This window comes from Streptomyces sp. ISL-1, assembly GCF_018614585.1.
Classification (GTDB): Bacteria; Actinomycetota; Actinomycetes; order Streptomycetales; family Streptomycetaceae; genus Streptomyces; species Streptomyces maoxianensis.
In genome coordinates, this window is sequence record NZ_JAGGOI010000002.1 from 61,552 (window position 1) to 80,879 (window position 19,328).

Here is a 19,328-nt window from a genome sequence, read left to right on the forward strand (position 1 = left end):
GGTATGCGGGCCACGAAATCAGTGGTGCGCAGCATTCGGTACGCCGTCGCGCACAGCGGTCATCCCCCATCAAGGATTCCGCCGCATGCCCTCTCACGCCGGGGCTCAGGGCCCGCCCCACTACGGTCTTTTGTCACACTGGTAATTCGCGCCTGCAACCAGTTCGGATTGGTCGATCTTCAGATCAGCGCGCCCGGTGGGGACGGAAGCCCGGTGGGCGAGTTGCCCTGTTGCGAGGCTGACGGGGCACCACGGTTTGCCGAGCGTTCGCGTCGCGTATGCGCCGTCGTGCGTCCAGGGCGGGTGCCGCACCGCAGTCTTCGGCATCACGCGCTGACCTGCGGATCATCGGGAACCTGTTCTGTCGCAAACCAATCCGCTGTTGCGTCGTCTACGAACCAGTATTGACATAGGTGTTGAAAACATCGGATGGGGCAACCGTGCCCACATCGACACATCAGTGAGGGATCTAGGTGCAATCCGCCGATCGCGGACACGAGGCAGGCCAGCCATCGCAAAAGCCCGACCTGGACCAGTTGATGGTCCGGACCGCCCATGGAGACCAGGAAGCGTTCGCCGAGGTCTACGATCAGGTCAGCGGCCCAGTGCTGGGTCTGGTGCAACGAGTATTGCGGAACCGCGCGCAGGCGGAGGAGGTGGCTCAGGACGTCATGGTCGATGTGTGGCGCATGGCAGGGCGATTCAAGCCTGACCGTGGTAGCGCCATGGCGTGGATCATGACCCTGGCGCACCGCCGGGCAGTGGACCGAGTGCGCTCCGCGCAGGCCAGTTCGGACCGTGAGTACAAGGCGGCGCTGCTGGACCGGTCGACGCCGCTCGACGAGGTGACCGAGCGGGTGGAGACCCGTCTGGAGTTGCAGCAGGTCCGGCGCTGTGTCCGAGGCCTCACCAGCATCCAGCGCGAGGCTGTCACTCTCGCCTACTAGGGCGGCCTCACCTACAAGGATGTGGCCGAGGCCCTCTCAGTACCGCTGGAACGGTCAAGACCAGAATGAGAGACGGACTCATCCGGCTCCGCGACTGCCTGGGGGTGACCTCATGACCACTACAGCCGACCTGCACACGCCTATGTGCTGCATGCCCTGCCCGACGACGAACTCCGTGCCTTCGAGACGCATCTCGCGGCCTGCGAGGCCTGCCGAGACGAGGTCGCCGAACTGCAGGCCACCGCCGCCCGGCTCGGCCGGGCAGTGGCGCTCTCCCCGCTCGGTGGAATGCGGGACGTCGTCCTGGGCCGGGTGGCCACGACCCGGCAGGAGTTCAAGCTGCTGTCCGGCGACGGGGCCCGTCGCCGGACGGGGCGGCTGCCCCGCCTGATGCTCGCCGCCAGTATCGCTGTGGCCGCAGCGTTCGGCGGGGTGGCGGTGTGGCAGCACCAGGAAGCGGCGGATGCAGCGCGCGTCGTGCTTGACGTACCTCGCGAACAGCGGCGTGCCGGATCACATCCTGGCCCGGTGGGCGGGGCACACCAACGTCAAGACGACCAAGAAGTGGTACGTGAAGCCGCACGTGGAAGACCTTCGCCCGGCGGCGGAAGCCTGGGGCGGTCTGGCGAGCGTCCCGACCCCCGTCAGTGAGAAATTGTGAGATGTGGGAGCGTGAGCAGGTGAGTGAGACGAAGACCGAAACCCTGCAATACCGCCTTGACGGGCCAGAAGACGCCCCAGTCCTGATCTTGGGTCCCTCACTGGGTACCACATGGCACAAGTAGTCGGAACCGTCTTCTGACGTCCACGTGGTCCGAAACGATGCCGTTTGCGTAGACGGGGTCCTTGTGGTTCGGGTGCGTCGATGGTGTTCGTGACTCGCGTGTGACAGAACAGGCGATGCAGAACCCCCGCTGGCGCGCGTCAGCCGGGGGTTCTGTCACGTGCGGAGTCGGGGTTCGCCGGGCGGCCTTGGGATCTGCCAGGGAGCGGATGCGATCGGGATGCCCCCAGGAAGTCGATGGTCGGGTCGAGCATCGCGGATGCGCACGCCGGGCGGGGGACTCGCGTACCAGACGGCGGACTCCTCGTCCCGTCAGTCGCTTCTCGTCACTGCGACCCTGCGGACACCAGCGTCGCCGTGATGGGTTCGAGCTCGGTGACCAGCTCGTCGAGCTCGGCAGGAGAGAGGGCGTCGTACGGCGGTGCTGCGAGCTCGTCGGTCAGGGCTTCGAGGCGTTGCTTGGTCTCACGGCCAGCGTCGGTGAACCGGCCGTCGGTGTCGACGAGCCCGCGCTCGCGCAGGCCGTCCATGACCGCGGCCAGCCGTTCCTTCGGCAGGTGATGGATGCGCCCGAACGACTCCGGCGGGTGGATGCCGCGCGCCAGCGCGTCGAGCACGTGGGCCTCCGTGCCGCCGATGCGCGCGCCGACGAGAGCTGCGACGTGACCGTCACCGCGGTGCTCGCGCAGCATGGTCGCGGAATGCCACAGCCGGGCGACCGGGTCGCTCGGCACCGGAAGGGTGCGCATCCCGGCGTACATCACCCGTCCTTCTGTAGGCGCGTTCGTCGCGGCTTTGGTGGTCAGGTCCGCGGCGCGCACCAGGCCTGGGGAAGTTGGCCAGCTTGTCGCCGAGGATCCGCCGTACGGAGGCTGCGCTGCCCCGCTCCCGCGCGGCGACGGACGCCTCGGGCGGGATCGTCTCCCATGCGCTCGGGATGTGCCGCGCGGCCTCCCCGTCGGCGAAGCTGTAGAAGGCCGCGTGCACGACCTGCGCCGGCACCCGCCCCAGCGGCGCGGCGCGACTGGCGAAGTAGCCGTCCCAGTAGGTGCGGTGGCCGAGCGCAGCCAGCTCCTGGTTGCACTCGTCGGCGAAGTAGGTGACGAGGCAGATCGGCTCGAGGAGCTCGAACATGCGACGGGCGGTGCGGGCCATGATCTACATCATGGCAGCGGGCACGACCTGTGGAGCAGTACGGGCCGCCAGATCAGCTCCTGAGTGCGGCAGTCGAACGTCCCACTCTCCGGCAGCGCGACTAAAGGTTGATCGAACGGTGGGGCGGCGTGGCGATAGGCCCGGCCGGCGGCGCTTGCTTTCGGGGACGGGCCTGAAATTCCATGTGGGTTGCGTTCAAGGAACCCGCTGCACGGTTGTTTTCAGCCATGTTGTTGTGAACGTCTGCGGACTCAGCCGGACGTCCCCGGACTCGCGCGGACACAGTGAGAACTACTGAGACTGAATGAGACTGGCCGGGTTCAATCCGTGCCGCGTTACGCATTCTGCGGAGTGGGTCTTCGAAGTTGAGCGGTGTGCCTGCTCAGGGCCTCTGACGTTTCGCTACGCTCAGCGAGGGCAGTGGTGGCTGCTGCCGGGGCCGCAGGCGCGCCGGGAGTCCAGGGCAGCACACGTGTAGGGTCTCAGATTTCGCGGCACAGTCTCATCTCCGATGGCACATCGGCGGCACTTATGCCGTCTTCGTGAGACTCGCTGGTCGGGGTTCTCACCCTTTCGGGTGGCGGGGTTCCGGCCCGCTCCGCCCGTCAGTGCCTGGCTGACACCCTTGGCTGTACGGGTCGTTGCCCGTGGGGCGGGGGTACGCGATGGACAGCGTCCGTGGTGGAGAGGCAGGCCCGCAAGCACATCCCGGATTACATCTTGACCACTGAGCAGGGTCCGGTGGTGCTGGATGTGAAGCCGCACTGCTGGCTGTCCACCCCAGTGGTGGCGTTCACGTTCGCGTGGACCCGGCAGGCGGTCGAGTCGCGTGACGGGCGCTCAGCGCCTCGTCTCGTACCTGGTCAGGATCACGCCGCACGGAAGCGTCCGCGTCTCCACCAGGTTCAGGTTCACCCAGCTGTCCAGCACGGTGAAGAACGGCGTGCCGCCGCCCACCAGGACCGGCGCGGTGGCCAGCACGTACTCGTCAATCAGCCCGGCCCGCATGGCCGCCCCGGCGAGCGTCGCGCCGCCGATGGCCATCGGGCCGCCGTCCTCGGCCTTGAGCCGGGTGATCTCGGCGACCGCGTCGCCGGTGACCAGGCGGGTGTTCCAGTCGACCTTGTCGACCGTCGAGGAGAACACCACCTTCGACATGTCCCGCCAGCGGCGCGCGAACTCGATCTCCGCCGGGGTGGCGTTGGGCTGCTGGTCGGCGGTCGGCCAGTAGGAGCTCATCGTCTGCCACAGCTTGCACCCGTACAGCGACAGGTCGGTCGCCTGCAACTGGTCGGACCAAAACTGGAACGGCTCGTCGCTCGGCACGCTCCAGCCGATGTCGTCGCCGGGCGCGGCGATGTAGCCGTCCAGGGTCAGGTTCATGCCGTAGATCAGTTTCCGCATGGCGCCAGCCTTCCGTGAGTCGGTCTCACGCGTACAGACCGGCGCGGCGCGGGAAACTCATCGGTGCGCGATCTGAGCTCGCATGTAGTCCTCGTGCTCGGTGGCTCAGCCGCAGACTCATCATTCCGCCGAGGAAATGGCATCGATCTGAGACTGATCTTGGGTGACATCGCGGTGAGACAACAGAGAACCAGCAGGTCACAGAAGATCGACATGTCATCTGCGGCGAGACCCTACAACACGGCCACGGTCCCTCTCCGTGACTACGGGGGCAGCTTCTCGCCCTTCGCCAGCATCGCTACGTACTTTTCGATCCGGCGCGCCCGGGTCTCGGGCTTCTTGGCGTCCTGGATCCGGTACAGGATCGCGTAGCGGTTCTGCCGGTCCAGTGTCTCGAAGAACTCCGCCGCGGCCGGGTCGGCGGTCAGGGCCGCCGTGAGGTCGTCCGGCACCGTGGCGGTCTTCGCGCCGTCGTAGGCCGCTTCCCATCGGCCGTCTGCCTTGGCGCGGTCGACCTCGGCCTGTCCCGGCGGATGCATCTGGCCCTGCTCGATCAGGGCGGCCACCTTGTCCCGGTTGGCCTTGGACCACTTGCTGCGCGGCTTGCGCGGGGTGAACCGCTGGAGCCACCACTGGTCGTCGAACTTGGCCTTCTGGCCGTCGATCCAGCCGTAGCAGAGTGCCGCGTCGAGCGCCTGGGTGTAGTCCAGCGCGGCGATTCCGGGGCCCTTCTTGCGAAGCTTGAGCCAGATGCCGGGCGAGTCGGCGTGGTTCTCGCCGAGCCATGCCTGGAATGCCTCGGCGGATTCGAATGCGACGATCTCCAAGTCCTGAGTCACCCCAGCAGCGAACCACACCCGGCCGATTGTCATGAGGCATTCGGCACGGCCCCGGATGCGGGATGCCCGTGGGCCTGCGTGATCATCTCTGTTCTCGACGCAGAACGATCATGCAGGAGCCACGGGCTTGGTCAACGATACGACGTTGCTGCTCGACCTCGACGGGGTGTCCGTCGCGCGGGTTGAGCGGCTGGCCGACGGAGGACGCAGGGTCCACCTGGTCACGGCCGACGAGACAGCCAGAGCCTGCCCGGCCTGCGGGGTGTTCGCCACCCGGGTTAAGGGCTCGGCGGTGACCCGGCCACGCGATCTCCCTTACGGCGAGAGCGGATTGGAGTTCCGCTGGCACAAGCGCCGCTGGTGGTGCCGCGAGGCCGGCTGCCCTCGCCGGTCCTTCACCGAGCAGATCCCGCAGATCCCGGCCGGTGCCAGGCTGACCGCCCGGCTGCGGGGTGCGGCCGGGTGCCGCATACGGGATGCCGGCTCCACGGTCATCCAGGCCGCACGGGATCTGCATCTGTCCTGGCCGACCGTGATGGAAGCCTTCCGCACGCAGGCCCGCGACGTCACCGAGGCACCTCTGCTGCAGGTCACAGTCCTGGGCATCGACGAGACCCGCCGCGGACGGCCGAGCTGGGAACAGGATGCGGAGACCGGCAAGTGGCGCCTGACCCGGGACCGGTGGCACACCGGCTTCGTCGACGCCCTCGGCCACGGCGGGCTGCTCGGACAAGTCGAGGGCCGCACCGTCGCCGATGTCCTGACCTGGCTCGCCACCACCAGCCTGGACTGGAGAAAGGGCATCGGCTATGTCGCCATCGACATGTCGGCCACCTACCGCGCCGCGATCCGCATCGGCCTGCCGCACGCCACCGTCGTGGTCGACCACTTCCACGTGGTCCAGCTCGCCAACAAGATGCTGTCCATGGTCAGGCGCCGCACCACCGCCGAGACCCGCGGCCGACGCGGACGGGCCAGCGACCCGGAGTGGAAGGCCAGACGACGGCTGCTGCGCAACCGCGAGGACCTCACCGACGACCAGTTCGCCACCATGTGGAACACGCTCCTGGGCGAGGGGAAGATCGGGCAGACGCTACTGACGGCATGGATCGCCAAGGAGAACCTGCGCACCCTCCTCGCCCTGGCCCGCACCGGCGCCGACCGCCACCGAGTCGGCCACGCCCGCTGGAAGTTCCTCACCTGGTGCGCGGACTCCGACATCCCCGAAGTCCGCCAGCTCGCCACCACCGTCGACCGCTGGTGGCCCGAAATCGAAGCGTTCATCGACACCGGGTACAGCAACGCCAAGAGCGAAGGGATCAACCGCGTGATCAAGCTCATCGCCCGCAACGCGTTCGGCTTCCGCAGCCCCGCCAACCAACGCCTACGCCCACGCTGCGTCACCACCCGCCGAGCCCGCGGACACCTCCGCACCGCTCAACTTTGAAGACCCGCCGGGGATCATCCAGTTGGCGAGGTCGCCTCGGGCGGAGACCTGCATGGCGCCGAGGACGGCGGTGTCGATGTGGCCGCCGCGGATCATGCCGGAGGAGAGTGCCGAGTCGAAGAAGGCGACTCTGGGCAGGACGGTGACGGTCTCGTTGCCGGCGTTGATGAGGTCGAAGCCGATTTCGTCCTCGGTCGGGTACGGGCCGGTTCCCAGGATGCCGTTCTCGGAGTGGAGTACGACGTGCACGTCCGGCGGGAGGTCCCGGCTCTGGCAACGGAGTTGGCTGAATCGTCAAGTGAACCCGTCGCAACATGCGTAGCTGCTGCGCTTGTTCGCGCACGCGCTGTCGGCAATGGGCGTCGGCTGTCGAATGGTCTCGATTGACGATCGGGTTTGAACACAGGGGCCGAGGTGTTGTGAGGGGCGGGAGGATTTGCGGGTGCTGTCCCGGGCCCGTGGTCTGACTCATGATATTTCTGACCGAAGTGTCCCGGTGTCACAGTGTCGATCGTTGGCCGGGGATGGTGCGTTGTCGGTACCGGGCTGGCGGGGCGTGTCCCGATAGGGGCCTGCCGATTGTTGTGGCGTCCTCACGATTCTGACCGTCCGACGCGGCCCGGTACCGGCAACGCGACATGTCATAGGACCGGGAAGGGATCGGGTATGGCGAATTCGACCATGTCCAGTACGTTGCCTGCTCCGAAGTCCCGCCGTCGCCGCCCTGCGGGGGAGGTGGTGTTGGGAGTGGATACACATCGTGATGCCCATGTGGCTTCGGTGCTCTCCTTGACGGGGGCAGTGCTTGCCGCCGACGAGTTCCGTGCCACCGCTGCCGGATACCGGGATCTGCTGAAGTGGGCCAGGAGGTCGGGAGCCGTGAGGCGGGCCGGGGTGGAGGGGACCGGCTCCTACGGGGCATCCCTGACCCGCTATCTGCTGGCCCAGGGCGTGGACGTGTTTGACGTGAACTGGATGGACCGGGCGGATCGCCGTCGGCGCGGCAAATCGGATCCGCTCGATGCCCAGAACGCGGCGCGAGCCGTATTGAGCGGACGGGCCTGTGCTCGGGCCAAATCGGGCGACGGGCCGGTGCAGATCGCCAGGATGTACAAACTCACGAAGGCGTCGGCCGTCAAAGCCCGTACCCAGGCCATCAACCAGCTCAAGGCCGTCCTCGTCACTGCTGATCCCGCTTTGCGGGAAGAGCTGGCCGGACTGGGCAATGCCGAACTCTTCCGTACCTGTGCGCGGTTCACCGACGCGAGCAGCCAGGAAGAGGTCGGCGAAGAGCCGGTAGTGCAGGCCACTCGGATCACGCTGGGTTGGCTGGCTCACCGGATCGGCCAGCTCTCCGAGCAGATCCGCAATGTGGACGCTCGTCTGGCCCGCCTCGTGAAATGTCATGCCCCGCAGCTGCTCGACGTGGTGGGGATCGGCCCGGACACGGCCGTCGCCTTGCTGATCACGGTGGGGGACAATCCAGAACGCCTGGACAGTGAAGCGTCCTTCGCTGCGCTGTGCGGGGTCAGTCCTGTCGAGCGTTCCTCGGGACGCCGGCAGTTCCGTCGCCTCAACCGTGGTGGCGACCGTCAGGCAAATGCCGCGCTCCATCGCATCGTGTTCACCCGTCTGCGGGTCGACCCGCGCACCCAGGACTATTACGAGCGCCGCATCAAGGAGGGTAAGACCCGTCGCGAAATCGTCCGCTGCCTCAAGCGCTATGCGGCCCGGGAAGTCTTCCACCTGGTCAGACAGCTACAGCCACGACCCCGCTCATAGGGGCTGTCGTGACAGATGAGAGGGTCGGACGGGTGAGCGAGACGCCGAAGAACACCCTGCAATACCGCTTTGACGGGCCAGAAGACGCCCCAGTCCTGATCTTGGGTCCCTCACTGGGTACCACATGGCACATGTGGGACCGGCAGATCGCCGATCTGTCCCGCCAGTGGAGAGTGTTCCGTTTCGACCTGCCGGGCCACGGCGGAGCCCCCGCCCACCCCGCCTCATCCGTCGCCGAACTCGCCGACCGGCTGCTCGCCACCCTCGACGAGCTGGGCATCCAGCGCTTCGGCTACGCGGGCTGCTCCATCGGCGGCGCAATCGGCGTCGAGCTCGCGCTGCGCCATCCGCACCGGCTGGCCTCCCTCGCGCTGGTCGCCGTCTCGCCCCGGTTCGGGACCGCCGACGAGTTCCGCCAGCGCGGTGTGATCGTCCGTACCAACGGACTGGACCCGGTGGCCCGCAGCGCCCCCGAGCGCTGGTTCACGCACGGATTCGCCGCCGCCCAGCCCGCGATCGTCGAGTGGGCGGTCCAGATGGTCCGCACCACCGACCCCGGCTGCTACATCGCCGCCTGCGAGGCGCTCGCGGCCTTCGACGTACGCGGCGAACTCGGCCTGGTCGGTGTCCCCACCCTCGTCCTGGTCGGCTCCGAGGACCAGGTCACCGGGCCCGCCGAGGCCCGCACCCTGGTCGCCGGCGTACCGGACGCGCGGCTCGCCCTGGTGCCGGGGGCCTCGCACCTCGCGCCGGTCGAGCAGCCCGCCGCCGTCACCGTCCTTCTCGTACGTCACTTCTCCACCTCGTGGAACGACACACTCTCCGCCATCGCGGCTCCGCCCATCGCACCCGCGATCTCCGCCCCGGTGACGCCTGTCGCCGAGATCGCGCCCGCCTCGCCCGCGCAGCCCGAAGCGATGGCCTCGGGCCGCCCCGATCCGTACGTCGCGGGCATGAAGGTCCGCCGTGAGGTCCTCGGCGACGCGCATGTGGACCGGGCGACGGCCGCCGCCGACGATTTCACCGGCGATTTCCAGGAGCTGATCACCCGCTACGCCTGGGGCGAGGTCTGGACCCGCGAGGGCCTGGACAGACGCACCCGCAGCGCGGTGACGCTGACCGCGCTGGTCGCGGGCGGCCATCTGGACGAGCTGGCCTTCCACACCCGGGCCGCCCTGCGCAACGGCCTGACCCCCGCCGAGATCAAGGAAGTCCTGATTCACGCGGCGGTGTACTGCGGCGTTCCGGCGGCGAACTCCGCCTTCAGGGTTGCCCACGCCGTCATCCAGGAGGAGACCAATCCCGAGCAGTAGCAGGATGGGAGCATGAGGCTCACGAAGAAGACGCATGCCTGCATCCGGCTGGAGAAGGACGGGCAGACGCTCGTCATCGATCCCGGCTCCTTCAGTGAGGAGGACGCCGCCGTCGGCGCGGACATCATCCTCGTCACGCACGAGCATCTCGACCACTTCAATGAGGACCGGCTGCGCGCCGCCCTCGAAGCCAACCCGGCCGCCGGGATCTGGACGCTGCGGAGCGTCGCCGAGAAGATCTCGGCGGCCTTCCCGGGCCGCGTCCACACCGTCGGCCACGGCGACACCTTCAGTGCGGCCGGTTTCGACGTCCAGGTCCACGGAGAGCTCCACGCGGTGATCCACCCGGACATCCCGCGGATCACCAACGTCGGTTATCTGGTGGACGGTTCGGTCTTCCACCCGGGCGACGCCCTCACCGTCCCCGACCACCCGGTCGAGACGCTCATGCTCCCCGTGCAGGCCCCGTGGAACAAGATCTCCGAGGTCATCGACTACGTACGCGAGGTGAAGCCGCAGCGCGCCTTCGACATCCACGACGCCCTGCTCACCGATCTCGCGCGGCCGATCTACGACAGCCAGATCGGCTTGCTCGGCGGCGCCGAACACGACCGGCTGGCCCCGGGCGAGACGGCGGACCTGTGACCGCCGCCCTCCTGACTGTCAGACCCCACGGATAGGCTGTCGCACATGCGCATCGCGACTTGGAACGTCAACTCGATCACCGCTCGGCTGCCCCGGCTGCTGGCCTGGCTGGAGAGCAGCGGCACGGATGTGCTGTGCGTCCAGGAGACGAAGTGCACCGAGGAGCAGTTCCCCTCCGATGAGCTGCGCGAGCTCGGCTACGAATCCGCGGTCCACGCCTCCGGCAGGTGGAACGGCGTGGCGCTGGTCTCCCGGGTCGGTCTCGAGGACGTCGTCAAGGGCCTGCCAGGCGGTCCGGACTACGAGGGGTCGCAGGAGCCGCGGGCGATCTCCGCGACCTGCGGCCCGGTCCGCGTCTGGTCGGTCTACGTGCCCAACGGTCGCGAGGTCGCCCATGATCACTACGCGTACAAGCTGCGCTGGCTGGAGGCGCTGCAGGCTGCGGTGGCCGAGGACGCGTCCGGGAGCCGTCCCTTCGCGGTCCTCGGCGACTTCAACATCGCGCCCACCGACGACGATGTGTGGGACCCGTCGTTCTTCGAGGGGATGACCCATGTCACCCCGCCCGAGCGCGCGGCGCTGGAAGCGCTGCGCGAGACCGGGCTCGCCGACGTGGTGCCGCGCCCCCTGAAGTACGAGCACCCGTTCACGTACTGGGACTACCGCCAGCTGTGCTTTCCCAAGAACCGCGGCATGCGCATCGACCTGGTCTACGGCAACGACCCCTTCGAGAAGGCGGTCAAGGACAGCTATGTCGACCGGGAGGAGCGCAAGGGCAAGGGGGCCTCGGACCATGCTCCGGTTGTTGTCGATCTGGACATCTGACGTTCGTTGACGCGCGCCCTGTGGTGCGTGCGGCCGCAGGGATGCGAGGCTGAGCGGTATGAACATCCCTTTCTTGGACAACTGGCTCAAGCGGCACGGCGCTGAGCGGGAAGAGGACGATCTCTCCGCCGCCGAGTACGACCCGGAGCGCGCGGCGGCCGTCGCCGAACTGCTCTCCGAGTGTGAGCTGCTGCGCGTCCGAGCTGGGCAGGCCGGGCTCGAACTGGACGACTCCCCGGCCTCTTTGGCCGCCCTTGACCAGCTGCCGCCGCGCTGGCGCGACGACCCGGAGGAGCTGCCCTGGCTGGGCAATGACGCGGGTCTGTATCTCGGCACCGTGATCGTCCGTACCGTGCGGGGCGCGGCCTGGCACATCTGGCCGGGCGGCCACCCGGTGGTGCGGCTCGCGTCGGGCCGCGAGATCAGCGTGGTGGAGGCGGGCCTCGAGTGGGCGGTCAATGGAGCGCCCGAGCTGTCGCAGGTCTACGCTGAAGCCGCCGAGGCATAACTGGCTAAATCACCATTAATATGGGTTATGCCCTATTTATGCGTGTCGAGTGTGAAGTCCCTTGTCCGGCTGGATAGTTTGCGCTGACCTCGACACAGCCGAGAGTGGGTGGGCAGCGTATGGCCGTCGATCCGTTGATCGAGCTGCGTGACGTCAACAAGCACTTCGGACAGTTGCACGTCCTCCAGCACATCGACCTGACGGTCGACCGCGGAGAAGTGGTGGTGGTCATCGGCCCGTCGGGCTCCGGGAAATCCACGCTCTGCCGGGCGATCAACCGCCTCGAGACGATCGAATCGGGCACCATCATCATCGACGGCCAGGCGCTCCCCGAAGAGGGCAAGGCGCTCGCCAGACTCCGTGCCGATGTCGGCATGGTCTTCCAGTCCTTCAATCTCTTCGCGCACAAGACCGTCCTGGACAATGTCTCGCTCGGACAGATCAAGGTCCGCGGCCGCAAGAAGGACGAGGCGGAGAAGCGCTCGCACCGGCTCCTCGAGCGCGTCGGCCTCGCGGACCAGGCCGCCAAGTATCCGGCCCAGCTCTCCGGCGGCCAGCAGCAGCGCGTGGCCATCGCCCGCGCGCTCGCCATGGACCCCAAGGTCATGCTCTTCGACGAGCCCACCTCGGCCCTCGACCCGGAAATGATCAACGAGGTGCTGGAAGTGATGCAGCAGCTCGCCCGCGAGGGCATGACCATGGTCGTCGTCACCCATGAGATGGGCTTCGCCCGCTCCGCCGCCAACCGCGTCGTCTTCATGTCGGACGGCCGCATCATCGAGGACCGTGCCCCGGACGACTTCTTCACCAACCCCGAGACCGACCGCGCCAAGGACTTCCTGTCCAAGATTCTCAAGCACTGACCGTGGAGCATGACCCATGACGCGTACGAGACTTACGGGATGCGCACTCGCGCTCTCGGGGGGAGCCTCGCCACCGGGCGGCTCAGCCACTAGGATTTGTCGTTCATCCCCGCGGTGATGGTGATCTCACCGATCCGTATTGAGGCCGTGGATGTCACCCGGCCGAACCAGGAACGCTGCTGCCGAGTGGGGGTCTCCCCACGGCCTCCAGGTCGTAGGGGGAGCAGTGGCTCAGGGGCAGTGCCCGGCCGGCAGCAGCCGGTGATCACTTCTCGCGCAGCGGGACCGTCAGAGAGGACGGGTCGGCCGCGGACGAGGAGAAGGTCAGCTGCGCGCCGGACGGGTTGTGCTCGATGTAGAGCGGGTCGACGGTGTCGACGACCAGGGCGAGACGGTGGCCCGCCGGAACGTCGTAGGCGGTGGAGAACAGCTCCAGGTCGACGGCGAACGGCTTTCCGGGAGTCGTGCCGTGGAAGGTGTACGGCGCATTGCTGACCAGCTTGCCGAGGCCGAGCGGGCCCACGTCGTAGAGATATGCGACGAGGGTGCCGCTCTCCTTGGTGCTGGTGACCGTGGTGTGCAGCCTGGCGGTGCCGCGGACCATCTGCTTCGAGCTGTACCGCTCGGACTGCCAGACGGCGGCGAACGAGCGCGGCAGCAGCGGGATCGACGCCATCGGGGGCAGCTTGGCGAACTGGTCCAGGATGCTGGAGAGGAAGATGACCCCGCCGTTGGCGCCCGAGTCGATGTTGGCGTGGATCTTCTTCGTACCGCCCAGCTCGATCTTGCGTTCTGTCGCGGCCAGCGACTTCCAGTCGGGGTAGCTCTCGTACTCGCCGGTGGAACGGGACTTGATCCGGACGGGCTGCTCGCGGTCCACGCCGTTGTCGGTGCCCTTGAGGTAGTGGTCGAGCCACCGATGGGCGCTGGTCCAGGTGTCGTTGGGCAGTCCGAGCAGACCGGTGCCCTCGGCCGTGGCGTGGTCGCCCGGGCGGAACTCGAGGCGCTTTGGCCCGGTGAGCTTCTCGTAGAAGTCCGCGTACTGATTGGGCGGGAAGAGCGAGTCGCCCCAGGCGTTGCCGAGCATGATGGCGGCGCCGTTGGCGTTGATCTTGTCGAGATAGGCGGCGGGGGAGCGCCGCTTCCCCCACTCGAGCATTTCCTCTTCCCTGGCGAGGTTGGAGGTGAGGAAGTCGCTCATGATCCGCTGGAGTTCGGGACTCGGACGGCCGGTGACGTAACCGGCGCCGGTGAGCATGAGCGCGGCCTGCAGATGCTGGGTGCGGCCGCTGTAGATGGAGTTGATGAGGTCGGCCCAGCCGCTGAGGGCGACCACGGCCTTGATGCGCTTGTCGTGGGCGGCGGCGAGGAGGCCGATGCCCGCGCCGTACGAGACTCCGGCCATGCCGACCCTGGCGGGGTCGGCCGGGGTATTCGCCAGCGCCCAGTCGATGACCTTGGACGCGTCGGCGATGTCCGGCGGTCCCGCCACCTCGATGTAGCCGCCCGACTGCCAGAAGCCGCGGGAGTTGTAACTCACCACCACGTAGCCGGAGTCGGCGAGCTCCTTCGCCTGGGCGAGGTACTCGGTCTGGGGCATGGCCCAACTGGTGGGCAGCACGATCACGGGGTAGCGACGGCTGCCGTCCGCGCCGGCCGGGGTGACCACATTGGCCTTGAGTACGGTGCCGCCGTCGCCCTCGATGTCGACGAACCGTACGTCGGCGGCGGTGGATTGGGCCTGCGCCCGGGCCTGGGGCTGTGCCACCGGGGTGGCGGGTGCCGCCCCGACGGCGGGTCCGGCGAGAAGCGCGGCGGAGACCGTACCGATGGCGGTGGTGCGCAGGGCGTTGCGGTGCTGTCCCACGGGTCACTCCTCACACGTGTCAATGCAAAGTGACCCGACGGTAACCGCAGGGGCTTACTTCAGGTAACTCCCCGGTAAGTTACGCAGCGGTAACGATTATTGGACGCGGTGTCAGTGAGCGGGGCGGGCGGCTCAGCACCGACGGGTCCATCGGTCCCGAGCACTGCCCCTCGGCGACCGGCTGACCGTGTTCCTCTTCATCGACGGCATCAAGTCGCTGCCGGTGAGGGCTACTCGACTGCCCGACCGGCCGGGCGGGTCAGGTCGCGGCGCGGTGGGAGCTGCGCCCGGTGGGGGCCGGAGCCTGCGCCGTGCGGGTCACATCGGCGACCAGCTCGACCACATCGGGGCCGTACGCCGACGAGTTGACCACCTTGAGCAGCAGACAGAAGGAGTCGGTGCCGTGCTTGCGGGCGAGCTTCTCGTGGTTGCGAGCCAGATAGCGGGTGGCCGCCTGGTTGGTGATGGCGCGCTGGCCGCAGAAGAGGAAGACGGGCCGGGCGTCCTGCCCCGCCGTGAGCCGCGCCAGCATGACGTATTCGGCGACGCCCGGCTCCATGCGGTAGCGCTCCGAGCCGATCTGGAAGGCGCCCTGGTCGGGGCCCGGCTCGGGGTCGGTGTTGACCTTCACGCCGGGCAGCAGCGAGTGCAGGTGCGCGGCCATCCGGCGATTGGAGAACGGGCCGCCCACACAGAATTCCGTGCGCTCGCCGAAGCCCTGCTGGGCTATGTCGTGCCAGACGATCTGGGCGTTCGCCCCGCAGCCCTTGATCAGCGCGGAGAGCTCGATCAGCGCGAAGACGTCGAAGCGGTGCACGGAGCCGTCACGCCCGGCCTCACGGTTGACGACGAGCAGCGATTCGGAGTTTCCCGGCAGCCCGAAGAAGGCCTGCTTGCGGTGGAGTCTGCGCTTCCACAGGTATGTGCGGGCGAGCCAGCCCAGCGCGGCGCTGATGCCGGCGGCCAGCACGCCGAGCACGATGTTGCGTACGTCGTCAGTCATGGGCGCGCATGTTAGCGGGGTTGCTGGAACAATGTTCTAGGTGGCCCTGACGAGGCGGCGGTGGTGAAGTTACGCTGCGCGGACGTACGTTGACTGGAGGTACGGATGCGTCGCTCAGCCGCACGGTATGTATCGGTTCTGGCCGTTTCGGCGGCCGTACTCTCGATCGGCGCGGCCGCGCCGCCGGCGGATTCCCCACCGGTGACCACCCCCGTGAAGGCGCCGGTGGCGGCCGGGTACGGCGGCGCGGTGGCGAGTGTCGACGCGGACGCCTCGGCAGCCGGGATCGAGGTGCTGCGGCGCGGCGGCAACGCCGTGGACGCGGCGGTGGCGACCGCGGCCGCCCTCGGTGTTACCGAGCCGTATTCGGCGGGCATCGGCGGTGGCGGCTTCTTCGTCTACTACGACGCGAAATCCCGGACGGTGCGGACCATCGACGGCCGGGAGACCGCGCCCCGCTCCGCCGACTCCTCCCTCTTCCTCGAGAACGGCAAGCCCATACCCTTCGAGGAGGGCATGACGAGCGGTCTGGGCGTCGGCACCCCCGGCACCCCCGCGACCTGGGACACGGCTCTGGACGCCTGGGGCAGCAGACCCCTGCGGCAGCTTCTGCAGCCGGCCGAGCGGCTGGCGAAGGACGGCTTCACCGTCGACGCCACCTTCCGCTCTCAGACCCAGGCCAACCAGGCGCGCTTCGCGGACTTCCCCGACACGGCGGAGCTCTTTCTGCCCGGCGGTCAGCTGCCGGTGGTCGGCTCGGTCTTCAAGAACCCCGGCCTGGCGCGCACGTACAAGGAACTCGGAAGCAAGGGCGTCGGTGCGCTCTACCACGGCGACCTGGCCGAGGAGATCGTCGACACCGTACGCAAGCCTCCGGTCCGGGACAGTGCGACGCGGGTCGTGCGGCCCGGCGATCTGACGGTGCGGGACCTGCGGTCGTACGAGACGGAACGCCGCGCGCCCACCAAGGTCTCCTACCGCGGGCTCGACGTGTACGGAATGGCGCCGTCCTCGTCGGGCGGCACCAGCGTCGGCGAGGCGCTCAACATTCTGGAGCGGACCGACCTCTCGAAGGCCACCCAGGCGCAGTATCTGCACCGCTTCATCGAGGCGAGCCGGATCGCGTTCGCGGACCGGGGGCGCTGGGTCGGTGACCCGGCCTTCGAGGACGTGCCTGTGAAGGAGTTGCTGTCCCAGCGGTTCGCGGACTCGCGCGGCTGCCTGATCAAGGACGACGCGGTGCTCACCAGCCCGCTGGCTCCGGGCGACCCCCGCAGGCCGGCGGCGTGCGGGACTTCCGGCGCGGCCGCGCCCACCACGTACGAGGGCGAGAACACCACCCATCTGACGGCCGCCGACAAGTGGGGCAACGTCGTGGCGTACACCCTGACCATCGAGTCGACCGGCGGCAGCGGAATCACCGTGCCGGGACGCGGCTTCCTGCTCAACAACGAGCTGACCGACTTCTCCTTCGCCCCGGCGGACCCCGCCGTCCACGACCCGAATCTGCCCGGTCCCGGCAAGCGTCCGCGCTCGTCCATGTCCCCGACGATCGTGCTCGACCACGGCCGTCCGGTGCTCGCCGTCGGCTCCCCGGGCGGCGCGACCATCATCACGACGGTGATTCAGACGCTCACGGGCCACCTGGACCGGGGCCTGCCGCTGGTCGAGGCGATCGCGGCGCCGCGCGCCAGCCAGCGTAACCAGGCGACGACAGAGCTCGAACCTGCGCCGTGGAACAGCCCGCTGCGCGGCGAGCTGGAGGCCATCGGCCATGCCTTCCGGCAGAACCCCGAGATCGGCGCGGCGACGGGCGTCCAGCGACTGCCCGACGGGCGCTGGCTCGCGGCCGCCGAGAAGGAGCGCAGGGGTGGCGGATCCGCGATGGTCGTCCACCCGAGCGGTGGTGCGAATTCCGAGGGTCGATGACAGGAGCGGCTGACGCCGCGCGGCCCCGGAAACCAGGCCGAAGCGCGGGTCCCCCGCGGTGATCGGCAAGGACTGCGCGGCAAGCCCGCGTAACCCGTCCGGCGGCTGATCGGACGCACTGGGCCCGCGAACGGGTAGGGAGCCTTTCGTACGCTTTCGAACGAAAGGCTCCTTGTGTGCATACGACATGCCGCTTTGGCGGCGGCCGCCGGTTCCGCCCTGCTCGCTGCGGCCGCGCTGCCGTCCGAAGCCCTCGCCGATCCCAACCCGCTGGGCGCCGCCAGCAACGACTTCGCGAGCTACGAGGGCACGGTCAGCGCGTCCGACCTGCTCGCCAAGGTGAATGGCTGCTCGCAGATATCGAACGGCGGATACCGCACGGATGAGGAAGCGCCCGAGAACATACCGGTTTGCGCCATGAACGGGGCCGTCTTCTGGCAGGCCGACTTGGACATCGACTGCGACGGCCAGCCCACCGACCGGTGCAATGCCGCGACCGACCCGTGGTTCCAGTCCGAGACCACCTTCCAGCAGTCGGACGGCGCGCACCTGAGCTCCGAGACACTGCCGTACATCGTCGTGCCCAGCCCGAGCGGGATCTGGGACTACGGCTCGTCGAGGATCATGGACGGGACGGTGGCCGCCGTCATATACGGGGACCGGGTCCAGTACGCGGTCGTGGGCGACACGGGACCCACCGGGATCATCGGTGAGGCCTCGTACGCCACCGCCGAGGCACTCGGCATCAACCCCGACCCCATGAGCGGCGGCGTCGAATCGGGGGTCACATACATCCTGTTCGAGAACTCCCGGGTGTCGGCGATCGAGAGCCAGAGTGGTGCCGTGACCCTTGGCGAGGCCCTTGCCAGGGACTTCCTGCAGAACAATTAGAGCGGGGTTACAGGGCCGTGAGCACGCGGGGGCCGTCGTCCGTGATCGCCACCGTGTGCTCGGCGTGGGAGGCCCGGCTGCCGTCAGCCGTACGGACCGTCCAGCCGTCCCGCGCGGTGTAGTGGCCGTCCGTGCCGCCGCCGATCACCATCGGCTCGATCGCCAGCACCATGCCGTGGCGCAGCGGCATCCCTCGGCCCGGGCGTCCTTCGTTGGGAACTCCGGGGTCCTCGTGCATATGGCGGCCCACGCCGTGGCCGCCGAAGCCGTCCGGGATGCCGTACCCCGCGGAGCGGCACACGCGGCCGATGGCGTGGGCGATGTCGCCGATGCGGTTGCCGACGACGGCCGCCGCGATGCCCGCCTCCAGCGCTGCTTCGGCGGTGGCGATCAGTCGTACGTCCTCGGGGCGGGCGCGGCCGACGGTGAAGCTGACGGCCGCGTCGCCGACCCAGCCGCCCCGGATCGCGCCGCAGTCGATGCTCACCAGGTCGCCGTCGTGCAGCCGGTAGTCGTCGGGGATGCCGTGCACGATCGCGTCGTTGACGGAGGTGCAGATGACGGCGGGGAAGGGGATCGGGGCCCAGGCCGGCCGGTAGTCGAGAAAGGGCGAGCCCGCCCCGGCCTCGTCGAGGACCGTGCGGGCGGCCCGGTCCAGCTCGCGCAGGGAGACGCCGGTGGCCGCTGCCTCGCGGACCGCCGTGAGCGCCTGGGCGACGATCCGGCCCGCCTCGCGCATCGCCTCGATCGATGTGTCGGTCTTGATCTCCACCATGCCAATTACTATACCGGTGCTTCCGGTATTTGAATACCGGCATTATAATAACGCCATGGTGCGCACCCCCCTCACTCCCGAAGAGCGCGAACGCGGCGAGCGGCTCGGTCGGTTGCTGCGCCGGGCGCGCGGCGACCGCACCATGGTGGAGGTGGCCGCGGCCGCCGGACTGTCCGCTGAGACCCTGCGCAAGATCGAGACGGGCCGCGCTCCGACCCCCGCCTTCTTCACCGTCGCCGCGCTCGCCTCGGTGCTCGGCCTGTCCATGGACGAGCTGGTGGTGCGCTGCGCCCTGGCGCCCGCGGCCTGACTTGCTGGGCGGGGGGCGATCGGTGGGCGGCGGGCGGCCCT

17 protein-coding genes and 3 pseudogenes are annotated in these 19,328 nt (G+C 68.6%); 12 read left to right on the forward strand and 8 right to left on the reverse strand.

Annotated features, from left to right (window positions below):
- Positions 1-539: 539 nt before the first annotated feature.
- Both sigK and J7E87_RS01025 read left to right on the forward strand, forming a co-directional pair.
- A pseudogene (gene sigK, locus J7E87_RS01020) lies at positions 540-1,063 on the forward strand (ECF RNA polymerase sigma factor SigK).
- 28 nt (positions 1,064-1,091) lie between these two features.
- Positions 1,092-1,598 carry a zf-HC2 domain-containing protein gene (locus J7E87_RS01025; protein WP_308312798.1) on the forward strand — a complete coding sequence of 169 codons (507 nt, stop codon included), beginning with the start codon at positions 1,092-1,094 and terminating at the stop codon, positions 1,596-1,598.
- Positions 1,599-2,057: 459 nt separating this feature from the next.
- On the opposite strand, the gene J7E87_RS34690 is transcribed toward J7E87_RS01025, so the two are convergent.
- From J7E87_RS34690 to J7E87_RS01040, 4 genes and pseudogenes are all read right to left on the reverse strand, one after another.
- Complete coding sequence (locus J7E87_RS34690; protein ID WP_374195114.1) at positions 2,058-2,552, reverse strand: hypothetical protein; 495 nt, start codon at positions 2,550-2,552, stop codon at positions 2,058-2,060.
- A 76-nt stretch (positions 2,553-2,628) separates the two neighbouring features.
- Positions 2,629-2,886, reverse strand: a pseudogene (locus J7E87_RS36360) (MarR family transcriptional regulator); the annotation flags it as partial.
- Positions 2,887-3,726: 840 nt separating this feature from the next.
- Positions 3,727-4,290, reverse strand: a complete 564-nt coding sequence (locus J7E87_RS01035; protein WP_215089000.1) for a dihydrofolate reductase family protein — start codon at positions 4,288-4,290, stop codon at positions 3,727-3,729.
- Between the two features lie 263 nt (positions 4,291-4,553).
- Entirely contained in the window at positions 4,554-5,162 is a 609-nt protein-coding gene (locus J7E87_RS01040) for a YdeI family protein (protein WP_215089001.1), read from the reverse strand.
- Between the two features lie 133 nt (positions 5,163-5,295).
- On the opposite strand from J7E87_RS01040, the gene J7E87_RS01045 reads away from it, so the two are divergent.
- Positions 5,296-6,576 (forward strand): ISL3 family transposase, encoded by a 1,281-nt coding sequence (locus J7E87_RS01045; protein WP_374195115.1) that lies wholly within the window; start codon positions 5,296-5,298, stop codon positions 6,574-6,576.
- Here J7E87_RS01045 and J7E87_RS01050 read toward each other — a convergent pair.
- A pseudogene (locus J7E87_RS01050) lies at positions 6,562-6,837 on the reverse strand (CoA-transferase); the annotation flags it as partial. The gene J7E87_RS01045 and the pseudogene J7E87_RS01050 sit on opposite strands and share 15 nt — an antisense overlap.
- Positions 6,838-7,242: 405 nt before the next feature.
- Here J7E87_RS01050 and J7E87_RS01055 point away from each other — a divergent pair.
- The 6 genes from J7E87_RS01055 (at position 7,243) to J7E87_RS01080 (ending at position 12,512) form a co-directional block, all read left to right on the forward strand.
- Entirely contained in the window at positions 7,243-8,358 is a 1,116-nt protein-coding gene (locus J7E87_RS01055) for an IS110 family transposase (protein ID WP_251016792.1), read from the forward strand.
- A gap of 32 nt (positions 8,359-8,390) precedes the next feature.
- Entirely contained in the window at positions 8,391-9,671 is a 1,281-nt protein-coding gene (gene pcaC / locus J7E87_RS01060) for a 4-carboxymuconolactone decarboxylase (protein ID WP_215089003.1), read from the forward strand.
- A 12-nt stretch (positions 9,672-9,683) separates the two neighbouring features.
- The gene (locus tag J7E87_RS01065; protein WP_215089004.1) at positions 9,684-10,316 is read left to right on the forward strand and encodes an MBL fold metallo-hydrolase; all 633 of its coding nucleotides are present in this window, start codon (positions 9,684-9,686) and stop codon (positions 10,314-10,316) included.
- Positions 10,317-10,361: 45 nt separating this feature from the next.
- Positions 10,362-11,141: an exodeoxyribonuclease III gene (locus J7E87_RS01070; RefSeq protein WP_215089005.1), complete on the forward strand. Its 780-nt coding sequence runs from the start codon at positions 10,362-10,364 to the stop codon at positions 11,139-11,141.
- Between the two features lie 58 nt (positions 11,142-11,199).
- Positions 11,200-11,649, forward strand: a complete 450-nt coding sequence (locus tag J7E87_RS01075) for a DUF6278 family protein (protein WP_215089006.1) — start codon at positions 11,200-11,202, stop codon at positions 11,647-11,649.
- Positions 11,650-11,768: 119 nt separating this feature from the next.
- On the forward strand, positions 11,769-12,512 hold the full coding sequence (locus J7E87_RS01080; protein WP_215089007.1) for an amino acid ABC transporter ATP-binding protein: 744 nt from the start codon (positions 11,769-11,771) through the stop codon (positions 12,510-12,512).
- Positions 12,513-12,777: 265 nt separating this feature from the next.
- Here J7E87_RS01080 and J7E87_RS01085 read toward each other — a convergent pair whose 3' ends face one another.
- Together J7E87_RS01085 and J7E87_RS01090 are read right to left on the reverse strand one after the other, a co-directional pair.
- On the reverse strand, positions 12,778-14,379 hold the full coding sequence (locus tag J7E87_RS01085; protein WP_215089008.1) for a CocE/NonD family hydrolase: 1,602 nt from the start codon (positions 14,377-14,379) through the stop codon (positions 12,778-12,780).
- Positions 14,380-14,638: 259 nt separating this feature from the next.
- On the reverse strand, positions 14,639-15,382 hold the full coding sequence (locus J7E87_RS01090; protein ID WP_215089009.1) for a hypothetical protein: 744 nt from the start codon (positions 15,380-15,382) through the stop codon (positions 14,639-14,641).
- A 105-nt stretch (positions 15,383-15,487) separates the two neighbouring features.
- Here J7E87_RS01090 and ggt point away from each other — a divergent pair, with 105 nt between their 5' ends.
- Together ggt and J7E87_RS01100 are read left to right on the forward strand one after the other, a co-directional pair.
- Entirely contained in the window at positions 15,488-17,311 is a 1,824-nt protein-coding gene (gene ggt / locus J7E87_RS01095) for a gamma-glutamyltransferase (protein ID WP_215089010.1), read from the forward strand.
- 174 nt (positions 17,312-17,485) lie between these two features.
- On the forward strand, positions 17,486-18,202 hold the full coding sequence (locus tag J7E87_RS01100) for a glycoside hydrolase family 75 protein (RefSeq protein ID WP_215089011.1): 717 nt from the start codon (positions 17,486-17,488) through the stop codon (positions 18,200-18,202).
- Between the two features lie 7 nt (positions 18,203-18,209).
- On the opposite strand, the gene map is transcribed toward J7E87_RS01100, so the two are convergent.
- Positions 18,210-18,977 (reverse strand): type I methionyl aminopeptidase, encoded by a 768-nt coding sequence (gene map / locus J7E87_RS01105; RefSeq protein ID WP_215089012.1) that lies wholly within the window; start codon positions 18,975-18,977, stop codon positions 18,210-18,212.
- Positions 18,978-19,032: 55 nt separating this feature from the next.
- Between map and J7E87_RS01110 the strand changes: the two genes are divergently transcribed.
- Positions 19,033-19,287, forward strand: a complete 255-nt coding sequence (locus J7E87_RS01110; protein ID WP_215089013.1) for a helix-turn-helix domain-containing protein — start codon at positions 19,033-19,035, stop codon at positions 19,285-19,287.
- The last annotated feature ends 41 nt before the right edge of the window (positions 19,288-19,328 follow it).

Bases quoted from the DNA above. Each gene is read 5' to 3' on its own strand.
- J7E87_RS01035 (WP_215089000.1), bottom strand. From the start codon at position 4,290: ATGCGGAAACTGATCTACGGCATGAACCTGACCCTGGACGGCTACATC.
- J7E87_RS01070 (WP_215089005.1), top strand. From the start codon at position 10,362: ATGCGCATCGCGACTTGGAACGTCAACTCGATCACCGCTCGGCTGCCC.
- J7E87_RS01090 (WP_215089009.1), bottom strand. From the start codon at position 15,382: ATGACTGACGACGTACGCAACATCGTGCTCGGCGTGCTGGCCGCCGGC.
- J7E87_RS01075 (WP_215089006.1), top strand. From the start codon at position 11,200: ATGAACATCCCTTTCTTGGACAACTGGCTCAAGCGGCACGGCGCTGAG.
- J7E87_RS01065 (WP_215089004.1), top strand. From the start codon at position 9,684: ATGAGGCTCACGAAGAAGACGCATGCCTGCATCCGGCTGGAGAAGGAC.
- J7E87_RS01080 (WP_215089007.1), top strand. From the start codon at position 11,769: ATGGCCGTCGATCCGTTGATCGAGCTGCGTGACGTCAACAAGCACTTC.
- J7E87_RS01055 (WP_251016792.1), top strand. From the start codon at position 7,243: ATGGCGAATTCGACCATGTCCAGTACGTTGCCTGCTCCGAAGTCCCGC.
- J7E87_RS01110 (WP_215089013.1), top strand. From the start codon at position 19,033: ATGGTGCGCACCCCCCTCACTCCCGAAGAGCGCGAACGCGGCGAGCGG.
- ggt (WP_215089010.1), top strand. From the start codon at position 15,488: ATGCGTCGCTCAGCCGCACGGTATGTATCGGTTCTGGCCGTTTCGGCG.
- map (WP_215089012.1), bottom strand. From the start codon at position 18,977: ATGGTGGAGATCAAGACCGACACATCGATCGAGGCGATGCGCGAGGCG.
- J7E87_RS01040 (WP_215089001.1), bottom strand. From the start codon at position 5,162: ATGACAATCGGCCGGGTGTGGTTCGCTGCTGGGGTGACTCAGGACTTG.